Annotated in this window: 15 protein-coding genes; 5 read left to right on the top strand and 10 right to left on the bottom strand. The window is 70.1% G+C overall.

The window, feature by feature from the left end; translation table 11 throughout:
• The first annotated feature begins 9 nt into the window (after positions 1–9).
• Positions 10–1194, top strand: coding sequence for a pyridoxal phosphate-dependent aminotransferase (locus V3W47_RS07435; RefSeq protein WP_331824564.1), 1185 nt, complete (start codon positions 10–12; stop codon positions 1192–1194).
• Positions 1195–1196: 2 nt separating this feature from the next.
• Here the strand turns inward: V3W47_RS07435 and V3W47_RS07430 are convergent, their stop codons facing one another.
• From V3W47_RS07430 to truD, 3 genes are read right to left on the bottom strand one after another with little or no spacing between them, the layout of a single operon-like run.
• Positions 1197–1625, bottom strand: coding sequence for a DUF3293 domain-containing protein (locus tag V3W47_RS07430; RefSeq protein ID WP_331824563.1), 429 nt, complete (start codon positions 1623–1625; stop codon positions 1197–1199).
• Positions 1622–1999: a hypothetical protein gene (locus V3W47_RS07425; protein WP_331824562.1), complete on the bottom strand. Its 378-nt coding sequence runs from the start codon at positions 1997–1999 to the stop codon at positions 1622–1624. Before V3W47_RS07425 ends, V3W47_RS07430 begins: the two co-directional genes overlap by 4 nt.
• Entirely contained in the window at positions 1996–3081 is a 1086-nt protein-coding gene (gene truD / locus V3W47_RS07420; protein WP_331824561.1) for a tRNA pseudouridine(13) synthase TruD, read from the bottom strand. The genes V3W47_RS07425 and truD overlap by 4 nt, the downstream gene beginning before the upstream one ends.
• A gap of 84 nt (positions 3082–3165) precedes the next feature.
• Between truD and V3W47_RS07415 the strand changes: the two genes are divergently transcribed.
• A complete protein-coding gene (locus V3W47_RS07415; protein WP_331824560.1) occupies positions 3166–3552 on the top strand; it encodes a hypothetical protein in 387 nt (128 codons plus the stop codon).
• Between the two features lie 27 nt (positions 3553–3579).
• Here V3W47_RS07415 and V3W47_RS07410 read toward each other — a convergent pair whose 3' ends face one another.
• On the bottom strand, positions 3580–4377 hold the full coding sequence (locus V3W47_RS07410; RefSeq protein WP_331824559.1) for a hypothetical protein: 798 nt from the start codon (positions 4375–4377) through the stop codon (positions 3580–3582).
• Between the two features lie 3 nt (positions 4378–4380).
• On the bottom strand, positions 4381–4956 hold the full coding sequence (locus tag V3W47_RS07405; RefSeq protein ID WP_331824558.1) for a MogA/MoaB family molybdenum cofactor biosynthesis protein: 576 nt from the start codon (positions 4954–4956) through the stop codon (positions 4381–4383).
• A 735-nt stretch (positions 4957–5691) separates the two neighbouring features.
• Here V3W47_RS07405 and V3W47_RS07400 point away from each other — a divergent pair.
• The 3 genes from V3W47_RS07400 to V3W47_RS07390 all read left to right on the top strand — a co-directional run bounded on the left by V3W47_RS07400 (position 5692) and on the right by V3W47_RS07390 (position 9229).
• Positions 5692–7266, top strand: a complete 1575-nt coding sequence (locus V3W47_RS07400) for a hypothetical protein (RefSeq protein ID WP_331824557.1) — start codon at positions 5692–5694, stop codon at positions 7264–7266.
• A 113-nt stretch (positions 7267–7379) separates the two neighbouring features.
• The gene (gene guaA, locus V3W47_RS07395) at positions 7380–8912 is read left to right on the top strand and encodes a glutamine-hydrolyzing GMP synthase (protein WP_331824556.1); all 1533 of its coding nucleotides are present in this window, start codon (positions 7380–7382) and stop codon (positions 8910–8912) included.
• A 2-nt stretch (positions 8913–8914) separates the two neighbouring features.
• Positions 8915–9229, top strand: coding sequence for a hypothetical protein (locus tag V3W47_RS07390; protein WP_331824555.1), 315 nt, complete (start codon positions 8915–8917; stop codon positions 9227–9229).
• Positions 9230–9263: 34 nt separating this feature from the next.
• Here the strand turns inward: V3W47_RS07390 and V3W47_RS07385 are convergent, their stop codons facing one another.
• The 5 genes from V3W47_RS07385 to ilvC all read right to left on the bottom strand — a co-directional run bounded on the left by V3W47_RS07385 (position 9264) and on the right by ilvC (position 13759).
• On the bottom strand, positions 9264–9557 hold the full coding sequence (locus V3W47_RS07385) for an antibiotic biosynthesis monooxygenase family protein (RefSeq protein WP_331824554.1): 294 nt from the start codon (positions 9555–9557) through the stop codon (positions 9264–9266).
• Between the two features lie 31 nt (positions 9558–9588).
• On the bottom strand, positions 9589–10401 hold the full coding sequence (locus V3W47_RS07380; RefSeq protein ID WP_331824553.1) for a class I SAM-dependent methyltransferase: 813 nt from the start codon (positions 10399–10401) through the stop codon (positions 9589–9591).
• Between the two features lie 154 nt (positions 10402–10555).
• Positions 10556–10843 (bottom strand): hypothetical protein, encoded by a 288-nt coding sequence (locus V3W47_RS07375; RefSeq protein ID WP_331824552.1) that lies wholly within the window; start codon positions 10841–10843, stop codon positions 10556–10558.
• Between the two features lie 154 nt (positions 10844–10997).
• A complete protein-coding gene (locus tag V3W47_RS07370) occupies positions 10998–12551 on the bottom strand; it encodes a 2-isopropylmalate synthase (protein ID WP_331824551.1) in 1554 nt (517 codons plus the stop codon).
• Positions 12552–12748: 197 nt separating this feature from the next.
• On the bottom strand, positions 12749–13759 hold the full coding sequence (gene ilvC / locus V3W47_RS07365) for a ketol-acid reductoisomerase (RefSeq protein WP_331824550.1): 1011 nt from the start codon (positions 13757–13759) through the stop codon (positions 12749–12751).
• Positions 13760–13843: the final 84 nt, after the last annotated feature.

The raw sequence follows: 13843 nt of genomic DNA, 5'->3' as shown, positions 1-13843 counted from the left end.
CCTCACCCCATGACGACCTCCTCCCCCTTCCGCCTTTCCGCGCGTGCCCGGAGCCTCAAGCCCTCGTCCACGGTGGCGGTCACGTCCCGCGCGCTGGAGCTGCGGCGGGCGGGCGTGGACGTGATCTCGATGAGCGTGGGCGAGCCGGACTTCGACACGCCGCCCCACATCAAGGCCGCCGCCGTGCGGGCCATCGAGGCGGGGAAGACGAAATACACCGCCGTCAATGGATTGGCCGAACTCAGGGAGGCGATCAGCGCCAAGTTCGCGCGGGAGAATGGGCTGAGCTACGCGCCGGACGCCGTGACGGTCACGAGCGGCGGCAAGCAGGCCCTCTTCAACGCCTTTTTCGCGCTGCTGGACCCCGGCGACGAGGTGCTGATCCCCGCCCCGTACTGGGTGAGCTACCCAGAGATGGTGGCGCTGACCGGAGCGGTCCCCGTCGCCGTACCGACCACGCCGGAGTCGGGCTTCATGCTGGACCCGGACGAGGTGGCGGCGCGCATCACCCCGCGCACGCGCATGATCGTGCTGAACAGCCCCGGCAACCCGACCGGGGCCGTCTTCCCGCCCGAGGTGCTGGAGACGGTGGCCCGACTCGCGCAGAAACACGACCTCGTGATCGTGACCGACGAGATGTACGAGCATCTGGTGTACGACGCCACGCAGGTCAGCATCGGGCGATACGCGCCGGAGCACACGCTGACGATCAACGGGGCGAGCAAGGCCTACGCGATGACGGGCTGGCGCATCGGCTATGCGGGCGGGCCGAAGGGCGTGATCGGCGCGATGAACGCCCTCCAGTCGCAGAGCACGAGCAACGCGAGCAGCGTCTCCCAGTACGCCGCCCTCGCCGCGCTGCAAGAGCATGAGGAGACGGCCCGCTTCATCGACATGGCGCGCACCGCCTACCGCCAGCGCCGGGACCGCATCGTGGCCGGGTTGAAAGGTCTGGGCCTGCCGACGCCCACGCCGCAGGGGGCCTTCTACGTGATGGCCGACACCACTCGGATTCATGCCGACGAGTTGGAGGCCGCCCGCCTGCTGCTGGACGAGGCGCGGGTGGCGGTCGTGCCGGGCACCGACTTCGCCGCGCCGGGGCAGGTGCGCCTGAGCTACGCGACGGGCCTGGAGACCATCGAGGAGGTGTTGCGGCGGATTGGCGGGGTGGTGGGCGGGAAACGGTCGGGCTGACCTCACGCCCGCCGCGCCCAGAACCGCTCCATCCGCGTGACCCTTCCCCCCGTGTCCAGCCACACCAGCGCCACCCGCGCGCCCGTGCCCCACAGCACCGCCGCCTGCCCGAACGTGCCGCCCCACTCCGCCGCCTGCCGCAGCCACGCGCCGGGCACGATCAGCGCCTCCTCCTCCCACTCGCCCTCGCCGTTGAGGGCGGGAAGGGGAGAGAGGCCTGTTGCCCTGACCTGAGCCAGAAGCCCGACTCCGGCCTGAATATTCATCGCGTCCGGTGCCCGCGCCCCACCCGGATTCCAGGCGGTGACGACCGCCCAGCGCCCCCGCGCCCAGGAGGGGGCCGCGCTACGCTCCCCCGACAACCGGAACCGCTCCCACGCCGTGCCGTAGGTCGTGCCCAGGAAGGCGGCCCGCTGCTCCTGCCCACTCACGGGCGGGCGACGGTGGCGTTCACGTTCAGGAGGGGAGCGCCCCGGAATTGCAGGGTGAGCTGGACCCGCTGACCCGTGCGGAAGGTGCCGCCCAGGGCCACCCGGTAGGACGTGTCGCCGTTGACGAGCAGGCTGCCCTGAAGGGGGACGCTGGACACGACCACGCAGCGCGGCGCGCACCGCAGCAGCCGGGCGCGGCCCTGCGAACTCCACACGCCGGTCAGCGCGTCGGCCCCCGGCACCGTCATCCGGCCCTGGAGCAAGGCCCCGCCGAAGGAGGGACGGAGGCTCACCTCCGCCGTGGGGGACCGCTGCGCGAGCGTGCCGCCCAATGCCGCCAGCAAGGCGAGCGGGGCCGCGCGCCTCAGTCTCACGCTCCGTCCTCCCCTTCGCCCTCGTCGTCGTTCCCCTCGCCCGCCGCGTCCACATCGGTCTTCATGATCTCGCGCAGGACGCTCGTGGCGAAGCTGCCCCTCGGAAGGGTGAAGGCCACCGTGTAGCCGTCCTCCTCGGGCGTGACGCGGGCCTCCTCCGGAAAGACGCGCGTCAGGCGGCGGTCGCCCCGGCGAGACGCAAAGGCCTCCGGTGTCAGCCCGAAGGTGGCGAGGGCCTCACGTTCCAGCTCGCCCGCGTCCCCCGTGAGGGGCCGCGCCTTCTTGCCGAAAAGGGTGCCCGTGGCGCTCACCTCGCCCCGCCCGGCGCGGGGGGACTCCGCCCCGGCGTCCTTTACCAGAAAGACGCCGCCCGTGTCGTGTTTCTTCGCCATATCGCCCACCACCAGCCGGTCGAACAGGCCCCGCTCCAGCCGCAGGCTCAGGAAGCGGTTGAAGACCATGCTCTGCACGCTCGTCGTCAGGAAGCGGCGCACGCGGGGGTCACGCAGCCGGGACTCCCCGCGCAGGACCCGCAGCCCCTCTTCGGCGTTCAGCCCACGGAGGCCGAAGCGTTGCGGCCCGAAGTAATTCGGCACACCGCGCGCCACCAGCTCGGCCAGGGTCGCCGCCGCCGTGTCCGCCGTGCCCGCCGCGTCCCGCACCCGCACCACGAAGCGGTTGCCGCGCAGGTGTCCCAGCCCCAGCTTGTTGGTGTGCCGCCGCGTCTCCAGCACGCGCACGCCGTCCAGCGCGAAGGCGGCCACCCGGTCCCCGAACCTCGCGGGCACGCTGATCCACTGGGTCGTGACGGCGTGACGGTCCTTCAATCCGGCCACCCCCACGTCGCGGTCGCGCACGCCGAGCCGGGCGGACAGCTCGCGCAGCACGTGGGCGGTCGTGTGCCCGGTCTTCTCGATGTGCAGGTAGAGGTGGTCGCCCTCGCCGGACAGGGGGTAGGCGGGCACTTCCTCCACACGGAAGTCCTCCGGGGCCGAGCGCAGCCGTCCCCCGGTGCCGGGCGTATCCGTCAGCCCGGCCAGCGCCGCCCACTCGAACGCCAGATTCACGATGAGGTTCACCATACGCCGGGGCGCGGCGGGGGTCCAGCCTCGGGGGTCAGTTGGGGGGCGTGGCTCCTCCTCGGGGTGTGGCGGTAAAGTCCGGGGATGCGTGCCCTGTGGCTCGTCTTCCCGCTGCTCCTGCTGGTGGGCTGTGCGCCACGTTCAGGGGGTCCCGAGACGCCCGTCATCACCCTCCGCAACGACAGTCCGGTGACGCTCCGGCACATCGTCGTCCGCTTTCCGGGGAAGACCGTCCGGTACGGCGACCTCCGGCCCGGCGAGAGCAGCGCCGCTCAGCCCGTCCCGCAGGCGTACCGGTATGCCTGGATGGAGGCTGAGTCCAGAGGGGGGAAGTCCGCCTATCTTCCCTTCGATTACGTCGGGGAAGCGCCGTTACAACCCGGCTTTTACATCTACGTCCTCACCACGCCCGAGACTCCTGCCAGGTCCCGCCCCGTCCTTCCGCTGGAAATCACGCTGGAACGGCATTGAGGGACCGGAATCTCCCTGCCTCGCCCCTCAATTCAGCACCCGCGACTCCGCGTAGGCCGGGGGCGTCCAGTCCGCGCGGAAGAGGCGGGGTTCGGACGGCCTGCCGCGCCCTCCACCTCCCGGCACGTACCACACGCGCACGCCGCCCGCCCGCCCGTTCAGCGGCAGGAAGGCGCTCTGCCCGCTGCCAAGCACGTTGAGGGGAGCGCCGCCCTCGTCGCGCACGCGCAGCCAGGCGTTCACCCCGGAGGGCGACCAGCCCGCCAGTTGGACCGGGCCGCCCGACACGTTCACGAGCCGCGCGCCCTCCTCCGTCAGCGTCACGCTGAGGTCGGGCCACTCGGGCTGCCGCACCCGCGCGAAGCGCACCTCCAGCCCCGGCGAGCGGGCGGGCCGCTTCTCCCGGTGTAGCCCCACCGCCAGCAGCCCGCCCAGCCCCGCCAGCACGGCGGCGAGTCCCACGGTGACGGGAATGGCCCCGCCGCCCCCCGCCGCGACGAGGGCGAAGACGGCCAGCCCGCACAGGAGCGAGACGAGCGGCCACGCCGGGCCGGGCCGGGTGCGCGCGGGCCGGAAGGCCCCCGGCCAGAACTCCGCGAACAGCAGCCCCGCCGCCCCCAGCCCGAACAGCGCGGGCACGTCGGAAAGCGGCGTGAGCCACAGCAGCCCCAGCCCCGGCACCGCCCACCACGCCGCCGCCGGTCTCCAGCCCCGCCGCGCCTCACCCGCCACCCGCCACAGCCAGTAGAAGGCGATCAATCCCAGCGCCAGCGCGAAGGGCAGCGTCAGCCGCGAGATGGGCGCGAGGTCCAGCCAGCCGTCCACGCCTCAGCCCGCCCCGCCCGGCCCGGCGCTTCCAGGTTGGGGGATCATCGGCTGCCCGTGCCGCGCGACCTCGAAGGCGAGGTGGCCCAGTTCGTCCCGCAGCAGGCCCGTCCACGCCGTCTGGACCGCGTTCAGGCTGCCGGGCAGGGCGAAGAGGAGCGTTCCCCCGGCCAGCCCCCCCACCGCCCTTGAGAGCATCGCCGCGCCGCCGACCTCGCGGTAGGACAGCATCCGGAAGAGTTCGCCGAAGCCCGGCATCGGCTTGGTGAGCAGCGACTCCACGACCGGAATCGTCACGTCCCGCCCGGTGATGCCCGTCCCGCCGCTGGAGATCACCACCGCCGCGTCCCGCATCAGCGCCGTGAGGGCCGAGCGAATCTCCACGCCGTCGTCCCGGACGATCCGGTAGCCCGTGACCTCGTGGCCCCCGGCATGCAGCTCGGAGAGGAGGTAGGCCCCGCTCGTGTCGGTTTCCGGTGTGCGCGTGTCGCTCACGGTGAGCACCGCCACCCGCACGGAACGCGGCGCGGCCTGATGGTGCGCGGTACTGGACGAGCTGGGGCCGGTCGCCTCGGTCATGCCCGGCACGATACGCCCCAGGGAAGAGGTTCGGGAGGGATCAGGTCACGCTGCGGGAGATGGGGCGATTTGTCCGTTCCCTCCTCGAAGGCCCGTTGTGAATGACGAGTCAGGTGGGAGAAGAGCTTTTGCCGACTGGGAGATGAGCGGGCGTTGCTCGTCACCTCCACCCCAGCCCCCTGCTTAAGGGAGAAAAAAGCCAAAGCACTTGCTCTTCTGACCCCTCCTCTTGAGACGCTTGATGTGCAATAGAAAGCGAGCGTGTCAGCCGTGCTCTTTTCTCCCTCCCTCCTTGTGGGGGGAGGGTCGGGGAGGGGGGTGACGAGCGCAGCTCGTCCTGCTTCCAGACGATGAAATGCTCCTCTTGCCCAATTTGCAATTTTCATCAAGCGTTCAAGGAGGCCGGGATTGTCACAGCTCCGCAGGAGAGGGGGTGAACAGGTATCGCCGCCCAACCAACGAACACCCCGTCTCCCGTCTTCATCCGTCTTTGAACGCGGCGGAGAGAACGTAGGTCGGGGACGACCGGCAAGGCCACAGCGCAGGCCGAGCCGTGCCCGAACCTCCGTCTCACAGGCCCCGAACGAGCAGGTGTCAAGCCCAACTCCGGTGCGCTCCACCGTCTTCCTGGGGGAACCAGGACGCCGTGTGTGGCGCTCCTGAATCCCGGACACACGCCGCCGCCAGCCTCACGCCTGGCCGCCCGTGCGGGACACGGCGCTTATACTTGACCGCGTGAAGCCCATCGGCCCCTACGTCGCCGCCCGTGATCTGGCGGGCGACCCGTCCGGGAGCGGGGTGCGGACCCTGCGCGCGACCGACCGCCTGACCGGGATGCCGGTGCTGCTGCACGTGCTGGGGCGGGCGGTGGCCCCCCCGGCGCTGCCCCCCAGCCCGGCCCTGCTGCCCTTCACCGACAGCGGTGTGGACGGCGAGCTGGTCTACCTCGTCACCGAACTGCCCCTGCACGCCCAGCCCGCCGCCGACCCCGTGCTCGCGGCCCACGGGGCCTTGACCGGCCTCTCCGCCCTCCACGAGGCGGGCCTGACCCACGGCGGCGTCGCCCCCGCCCAACTGTGGAGCGTGGACGGCCACGTGGCCCTCGCCGGGGCCGGGCTGCCGTGGGAAGGGCACCGGGACGGCGCTGGGACGCCGCGTGACGACCTGCGCGCCCTCGCCGCCACCCTGAGGGAACTGGGAGGCGTGCCCCCCGCCCTGCGTGACGCGCCCGAAAGTCTCACCGCCCGCGAACTGCTGACCCGCCTGAGCCTCCCCGCCGCGCCCGAACAGGCCGGAAGCTCCACCGTCCACGACGGCACGCAGGTCGTGCTGGGGGAGGCCCCTCCTGTGGAGGCGCGGCCCACGGACAGGAAAGCGGCAAGTCGCAGGGACCGGGGAGACCGGGGGGCGTGGCGGATGCCGAATGTGGCCCGCGCCTCCGCTGGGACAAGCGCGCGGGAGCCGGAGGTCGGGCCTGCCCCGGTGCCGCCCCCAGAAGTCGCCGGGCCGGTCTCCCTTCCACCGTCCGTCCCACCCGCCGAAGCTCCTCGACAGAAGGTCATCCGCATCGGCGTCGAGGCCGGGCCGCCCACCGTGGAGGAGAAGGCGCGGGAGGAATCTGCCGCCCCCGTCCCAGTGGTGCCCCCGCCCACCCTCATCGACATGGACCTGCGGGCCGACGCGCTGGCCGACGGGGGGCAGGTGCCGTCCCCTGAGCGCGGTGAGACGCAGGTGGAGACCCCGGCAGGGCTGGAGCCGGAGCCGGACTCGCTCATCGCCGCCGCCGTGCGGAACCGTCCCGCCGAGCGTGCGCCGTCCACCGGGGGCGTCACCCCCCGCCGCGTGGTGGACAAAACCATCCGCATCGGATGGGAGGAGGACCACTCGTGGCGCGTGGTGAGGACCGGGCAGGCGCAGGCCACGCCCAGGCGGGACGCCCCGCGCTGGCTGTGGCCCGCCGTCGCGCTGGGGGCGCTGCTGCTGCTCACGCTGCTCGTGTGGGCCTTGCTCGCGGCGCGGGCGGACCGGGCCACGCTGCCCACCCCGCAGGCGCGGGTGGCGGGGTCCTGCTGCGAGGTGCGCTTCACGGTGCGCGGCTCGCCCGGCTCGCCCGTTCTCCTGAGCGTCGTCTCGGCTCCCGCGTCGGCGGCCCTCCCCGCCGGGGAGGAGGTCGGCACGGCCCCCGGCGCGGTTCGCCTGCCCGCACCCGGCACGTACACCCTGCGCGTGGTCGCCGACGGCTACGACCCCGGCACGGTCACGATCACGGCACCGACGGCTCAGCCCATCGTGATTGATCTGGAGCCTTGAGGCAGCCAGGGGCCAGCCTCCAGCCGCCAGCAAAAAGCAGAGCGTCCGCCGTCTCCTGACTTCTCGACCTCTCGACCCCTCCGACCCCTCCCTCCCGTGAGAGAATCGGCCCCGTGAGCGTCGTCATCCTCGACTTCGGCAGCCAGTTCACGCGCCTGATCGCCCGGCGCTTCCGGGAACTCGGCGCATACAGCGTGATTCTGCCGGGCACGGCCAGCCTGGAGCGCATCGGGCAGGAGAACCCCCAGGGCATCGTCCTCTCCGGCGGCCCCAGCAGCGTGTACGACGCGACCTCGCCGCGCCCGGCCCCCGGTGTCCTCGACCTGCCCGTGCCCATCCTCGGCGTGTGCTACGGGATGCAGTTCCTCGCGCACGAGGCGGGCGGCGACGTGAAGCGGGCGGGCAAGCGCGAGTACGGCAAGGCCGACCTCACCCGCTACGGCGGGCAACTCTTCGCCGGGATTCAGGGCGAGTTCGTCGCCTGGATGAGCCACAGTGACTCGGTGACGCAACTTCCGCAGGGTTACGAGGTCGTGGCCGAGACGGAGGATACGCCCGTCGCCGCCATCGAGAACCCGGTGACGCGGCGCTACGGCGTGCAGTTCCACCCCGAGGTCGTCCACACGCCGAAGGGCGGGCAACTGCTGGCGAACTTTCTGGAGATTTGCGGTGTGGCGCGCGACTGGAACGCCGAGCACATCATTGACGAACTCGTGGAGGGCGTGCGCGAGCAGGTCGGCGACGGGCGCGTTCTCCTCGCCATCAGCGGTGGGGTGGACTCCTCCACGCTGGGCCTGCTCCTCGCCCGGGCCATTGGCGAGCGCCTCACCGCCGTCTTCATCGACCACGGCCTCCTGCGCCTCGGCGAGCGGCAACAGGTGGAGGCGGCCCTGCGGCCCCTCGGCGTCAACCTGATTACCGTGGACGCGCGGGCGGAGTTCCTGGGGCACCTGGAGGGCGTCTCCGACCCCGAGCAGAAGCGCAAGATCATCGGGCGCGAGTTCATCCGGGCCTTCGAGCGCGAGGCGCGGGAGTACGGCCCCTTCGACTTCCTCGCGCAGGGCACCCTCTACCCGGACGTGATCGAGTCGGCGGGCGGTCTGGCGGCGGACAAGCACGGCGCGGCGAATATCAAGAGCCATCACAATGTCGGCGGATTGCCGGAAGACCTCGCTTTTCAGCTCGTCGAACCCTTCCGCACGCTGTTCAAGGACGAGGTGCGGGAGATCGCCAAATTGCTCGGCCTTCCCGACGCCATCCGCATGCGCCACCCCTTCCCCGGCCCCGGCCTCGCCATCCGCTGCCTCGGCGCGATCAGCGAGGAGAAATTGGACATCCTCAAGCGGGTGGACGACATCTTCATTTCCGGGCTACGCGAGTTCGGGCTGTACGACGGCTGCTCGCAGGCCCTCGCCATCCTGACCCCCATCCAGTCGGTCGGCGTGATGGGCGATGAGCGCACGTATTCCTACACCGCCGCCCTGCGCGCCGTGACCACCGACGACTTCATGACCGCCGAGTGGGCGCGCTTGCCCTACGACTTCCTGGCGACGATGAGTAACCGCATCGTCAATCAGGTCCACGAGATCAACCGTGTGGTGTACGACATCACCGGCAAGCCGCCCGCGACCATCGAGTGGGAGTGAGGGTGGAGGAGGTGTGGGACGGGCGGCGTTTGGTCAGCAAGGCTCGTGAAGGGGACGTGGGAGCCGAGACCATCCGGGCGTTGCTCAGGCAGGGGCCAGTTCGATTTGTGATTGATGATGTGGGCAAGCCGCTGGCGTGGATACCACTCTCCGACTGTCACGCCTTCTGGAAAGAGAAAGTCCACCCCCGGCTGATTGAGCCGTCCGCCGCCGAACAGGGGGTGAGCCTTGAGGAGTTGCCGGGTGAGTATGGGTACTCGGCTTCGCTGTGGCTGGCGGACACGCTCCCCGTCGTGCTGCTCAGGAAGTGGCATTGACGCGAGCTGTTCGGGTCAACGTCGCCCCACGTTCTCAAGGTAGGACACGCACGAAATGCTCCACCGTCGGGAACGGGTCGTAGAAATGGTGCAGGAGCGAGCGCCATTCCTGATAGTCGGGACTGCCCCGAAAGCCGACCGTGTGGTCCTCCAGCGTCTCCCACCACACGAGGAGGGCGTACCTGTGGTCGTTTTCCAGACACCGCTGAAGCTCGTGCCGGATATAGCCCTTCATCCCGGAGATGATGCGCTGAGCCTGCACGAAGGCGGCCTCGAACTCGGCGGTCTGGCCGGGGCGGATGTTCAGCATGGCGATTTCCAGAATCATCGGCCCTCCAGGGGATGAACGGCGTCCCCGCTCACCCACTCCACGTCTCTGTCTTGATCCCCCGCACGGCCCAGGCACGGGCGGTGAGGTGAATCGAGCCGTCGTCCTCCGTGGGGAGTCCGGCGCGGAGGCACTCCCGCAGGGCGGCCCGGTCATCTTCGCTCAGGGTCATGGCATAGGCCGGGGCCGCGCCCTGCCCCCCCAGGAACGGCAGCCAGTAGTCGTCGAAGTCCCGAAAGACGGTGGGAAGGTCGATGGGCCGGACGTTCACCTGCCCGAGTCCGGCCCCGGCGAACAGGTCAGCGAGCGGCCCCGGATGGCAGAGGGAGAAGCGGCGGCCCTCGTCGGGGGCAGCGGGGTTGAGGGCGACGGCGGCCTCCCAGAAGAGGCGCATGAACTCCATGCCCTCGGCGTAGTCCCACACGTACGCGGCGACGAGGCCGCCCGCCCGGACCACACGGGTCATCTCCGAGGCGGCCCGCCCCGGCTCGGGCACGAAGTTGAGGACCAGCCCCGAGACGGCGGCGTCCACACTCCCCGTCCCGAGGGGAAGATGCTGCGCGTCGGCGACCTCGATCCTCACGCGGGGGTCCGGGAGGTGCGCCCGCGCGTACTCGGCAAATCCGGGCGACAGGTCGGTGCCGACCACCGAGCGGGGGCTGGCGTGGTCGAGGATGGTCTGGACCAGCGCCCCCGTCCCGCATCCCACGTCCAGCCAGTCCTGCTCCGGCGGCACGCCCAATTCCGGGAGGAACATCCGGGCGACCCGCCGACTCCAGCGCCCGACGTACGGTTCGTAACGGTCGCCTGCCGCCCAGACCTCGTGCGGTCGGGATTCCTCCATACGGCCTCCCCGGACGCCCATAGCTGGGATGCTCGGAACGTCCTGCATTCAGCGTAAGCCTTCGCCCAACGGGTGAGGCCCTACCTGCCGGGCGGGGATATGGATGAAACCGGAAGTCTGGCTTGACTGGGATCAACGTTGTAGGAGGTAAATTTCAAGAATTGGAAGTTCTATTCCTGCTGCTCAGCGCTAATGCGAGGGCAATAACAATGATGAGGGTCGAGGACGGAATAGCCAGGGAGGTCATCAGCCGTAGCGCGTCCGTACTGTTGGTCAGCCCTCCCATCTTCAGTGCCTTGTATGGCCCTTCCAGACTGCTGAACGAAAGGCTATAGCCACCGCCCCACAGGAGGACCTGCTGCCAAAGGGGCTGTTGTGGGGTCTGCCGATTCAGGAGCTTGTAGCCCAGGAAGGTTGGGAAGATTGCGACGAGGGAGGTCACGAGGTACCACCCCGGCAAAGCCTCTACGCCTCCCACCAACGCGCTTCCGCACCAGACGAGGAAAGGGAGGGGCAAAAGGAGGATCACGACCTCAAGCCGGCGGAACACCTCCCAGTGTAGGGCCAAAGGTCAAACCTTCTCACCCCCTCCCCCCTCACACCGTCGTCTGGCTCACCTGCCGGCTCTTGCCCACGCCCGCGACGATCTGATTGATGACGCGCAGCCACGCCCGCGCCGACGCCTCCACCACGTCCGGCGCGACGCCCGTGCCGTGGACGCTCATCTCGCCGTAGCGGGTGTTGACGCTGACCTCGCCCAGCGCCTCGGCTCCCTTCGTGACGGCCTGCACGCGGTAGACCTCCAGCTCGGGCTTGATGCCGGTCACACCGTTCAGCGCGTTGAAGACGGCCTCCACCGCGCCGTCGCCGCTGGCCGTGCCCTCGCGCGGGCCGTCGGGCGTGGTCAGGCGCACGAAGGCGAGGGGCTGCATGTCGGTGCCGCTCGTGACCTGGAACTTCTCCAGCGTGAAGGTCTGTGGCACGTCGGTGCGGCTCTCCACCAGGGCGCGCAGGTCGTCGGCGTAAATCTGCCCCTTGCGGTCGGCGAGGTCCTTGAAGCGGGCGAAGAGGTCCTTCACCCGGTCCTCCGGCACGCTGTAGCCCAGGTCGGTCAGCGCCTTGCGGAAGGCGGCGCGGCCCGAGTGCTTGCCCATGACGAGGACGGCGGCCTCGCGCCCCACCAGCTCCGCGTTCATGATCTCGTAGGTCTCGCGCGCCTTGATCACCCCGTCCTGATGGATGCCCGACTCGTGCGCGAAGGCGTTGTCGCCCACGATGGCCTTGTTGGGCTGCACCGGCATTCCGCTCAGGCGGCTCACCATGCGGGAGGCGCGGTACAGCTCGCGGGTGCGGATGCCCGTCGCGTAGCCGTACACGTCCCCGCGCGTGTGGAAGGCCATCACGATCTCCTCCAGCGAGGCGTTCCCCGCCCGCTCGCCGATGCCGTTCACCGTGCATTCAATCTGCCGCGCCCCGCCCTCCGCCGCCGCGATGGAGTTCGCCACCGCCAGCCCCAGGTCGTCGTGGCAGTGGGCCGAGAGGATGACGTGACCCGGCAGTTCCGCCTTCAGGTACGCGAACAGCGCCCGCATCTCCTCGGGGGTCGTGTAGCCCACCGTGTCGGGCACGTTGATCGTCGTGGCACCCTCGGCCACCACCGCCTTGAAGATGCGGGCCAGGAACTCCGGCTCGCTTCGGGTGGCGTCCTCCGCGCTGAACTCCACGTCGTCCACGAAGGAGCGGGCCAGCCGCACGGCCTCCACCGCGCGCTCGACCACCGCCTCCGGCTCCAGATTCAGCTTCTTCGCCATGTGGATCGGGCTGGTGGCGATGAAGGTGTGGATGCGGGGCCGCTCGGCCAGTTCGACGCCCCTCGCCGCCGCCTCGATGTCCGCCCGGTTCGCCCGCGCCAGCCCCGCGATGATCGGCCCGCGTACCTCACGGGCGATGCGCGACACGCCCTCCAGGTCGCCGGGGGAGGCGATGGGAAAGCCCGCCTCGATCACGTCCACGCCCAGCCGCGCGAGCTGGTGCGCGATCTCCAGCTTCTGCGTGTGGTTCAGCGCCACACCGGGCGACTGCTCGCCGTCGCGCAGGGTGGTGTCGAAGATGCGGATGGGTTGAGGTTGGTGGGCTTCCTGCTGGGTCATGGTGGGGACTCCTGGGGGGTGAGAGGGCGACGGGCGGACAAAGAAAAGCCCCGGAGGGCGGTTCCTCCGGGGGCTTCGGGCAAGCGTCTCTCGCCGTTCACTCCACCAGAGGAACGCTAAGAAGAAGCAGGCCGAATGCTTTCATAGGGGGCATCGTAAGGGGGGACACGCTGCCTGGGTGGCGGGTGTCTAGACCCTTAGACCTCCAGCTCCTTCTTGCTGATGAAGGGCATCATGTCGCGCAGCTCCTTGCCCACCGTCTCCAGTTGGTGCCCACGCATCTTGCCGCGTTGCTCGTTCATGTACGGGAAGCCGCTCTCGGCGTCCTGAATGAACCGCTGGGCGAACTTGCCCTGCTGAATGTCCGAGAGCACGTCCTTCATCGTCGCCTTCGTCTCGTCGGTGATGACGCGCGGCCCGGTCACGTAGTCGCCGAACTCGGCGGTGTTGGAGATCGAGTGGCGCATCCCCTCGAAGCCCTTCTCGTAGATCAGGTCCACGATGAGCTTGACCTCGTGCAGCGTCTCGAAGTAGGCGATCTCCGGCTGGTAGCCCGCCTCCACCAGCGTCTCGAAGCCCGCCTGAATGAGGTGCGTCACCCCGCCGCACAGGACCGACTGCTCCCCGAAGAGGTCCGTTTCCGTCTCCTCCTTGAAGGTCGTCTCCAGCACGCCCGCCCGCGTGCAGCCGATGCCGCGTGCATAGGCCAGCGCGATGTCACGCGCCCCCCCGGTCGCGTCCTGCCCCACCGCAAAGATGCCCGGCATCCCCGCCCCGTCGGCGTAGACGCGGCGCAGCATGTGGCCCGGTCCCTTTGGCGCGACGAGGAACACGTCCACCCCCTGCGGCGGCTTGATCCGCCCGAAGTGGATGTTGAACCCGTGCCCGAACGCGAGCGCCTTGCCGTCCGTGAGGTTCGGCGCGACGGCCTCCTCGTACACCTTCGGCTGCGTCTCGTCGGGGATGAGGAGCATCACCACATCGCCCTCGCGGGTCGCGTCCTCGATGCTCGTGACGCGCAGGCCCGCCTGCTCCGCCTTCGCGCGGCTGCTGGACCCTTCCCGCAGGCCGACGACCACGTTCAGGCCGCTGTCCCGGAGGTTCTGCGCGTGCGCGTGCGCCTGAGAGCCGTAGCCGATGATGGCGATGAGCTTGTCCTCGATGGGGGAGAGGGACACGTCGCGGTCGTAGTACATTTTTGCGGCCATTGGGGGATTCTCCTACAGGGTGTGAGTTGGGGGGGGATGTGGGCTAGGGGAGGACTCCAGGGGTGCCCGGTGGGTCGCCTCAGA

Origin of the sequence: Deinococcus sp. YIM 134068 (assembly GCF_036543075.1) — a bacterium.
GTDB classification, from domain to species: Bacteria; Deinococcota; Deinococci; order Deinococcales; family Deinococcaceae; genus Deinococcus; species Deinococcus lichenicola.
The sequence above is the reverse complement of the archived record's forward strand: the minus strand, read 5'-3'. Positions and strand labels throughout refer to the sequence as shown.

Coding starts and splice junctions, on each gene's coding strand:
- V3W47_RS07380 (WP_331824553.1), bottom strand. CDS start 10,401: ATGGAGGAATCCCGACCGCACGAGGTCTGGGCGGCAGGCGACCGTTAC.
- ilvC (WP_331824550.1), bottom strand. CDS start 13,759: ATGGCCGCAAAAATGTACTACGACCGCGACGTGTCCCTCTCCCCCATC.
- V3W47_RS07435 (WP_331824564.1), top strand. CDS start 10: ATGACGACCTCCTCCCCCTTCCGCCTTTCCGCGCGTGCCCGGAGCCTC.
- V3W47_RS07405 (WP_331824558.1), bottom strand. CDS start 4,956: ATGACCGAGGCGACCGGCCCCAGCTCGTCCAGTACCGCGCACCATCAG.
- V3W47_RS07385 (WP_331824554.1), bottom strand. CDS start 9,557: ATGATTCTGGAAATCGCCATGCTGAACATCCGCCCCGGCCAGACCGCC.
- V3W47_RS07370 (WP_331824551.1), bottom strand. CDS start 12,551: ATGACCCAGCAGGAAGCCCACCAACCTCAACCCATCCGCATCTTCGAC.
- truD (WP_331824561.1), bottom strand. CDS start 3,081: ATGGTGAACCTCATCGTGAATCTGGCGTTCGAGTGGGCGGCGCTGGCC.
- V3W47_RS07415 (WP_331824560.1), top strand. CDS start 3,166: ATGCGTGCCCTGTGGCTCGTCTTCCCGCTGCTCCTGCTGGTGGGCTGT.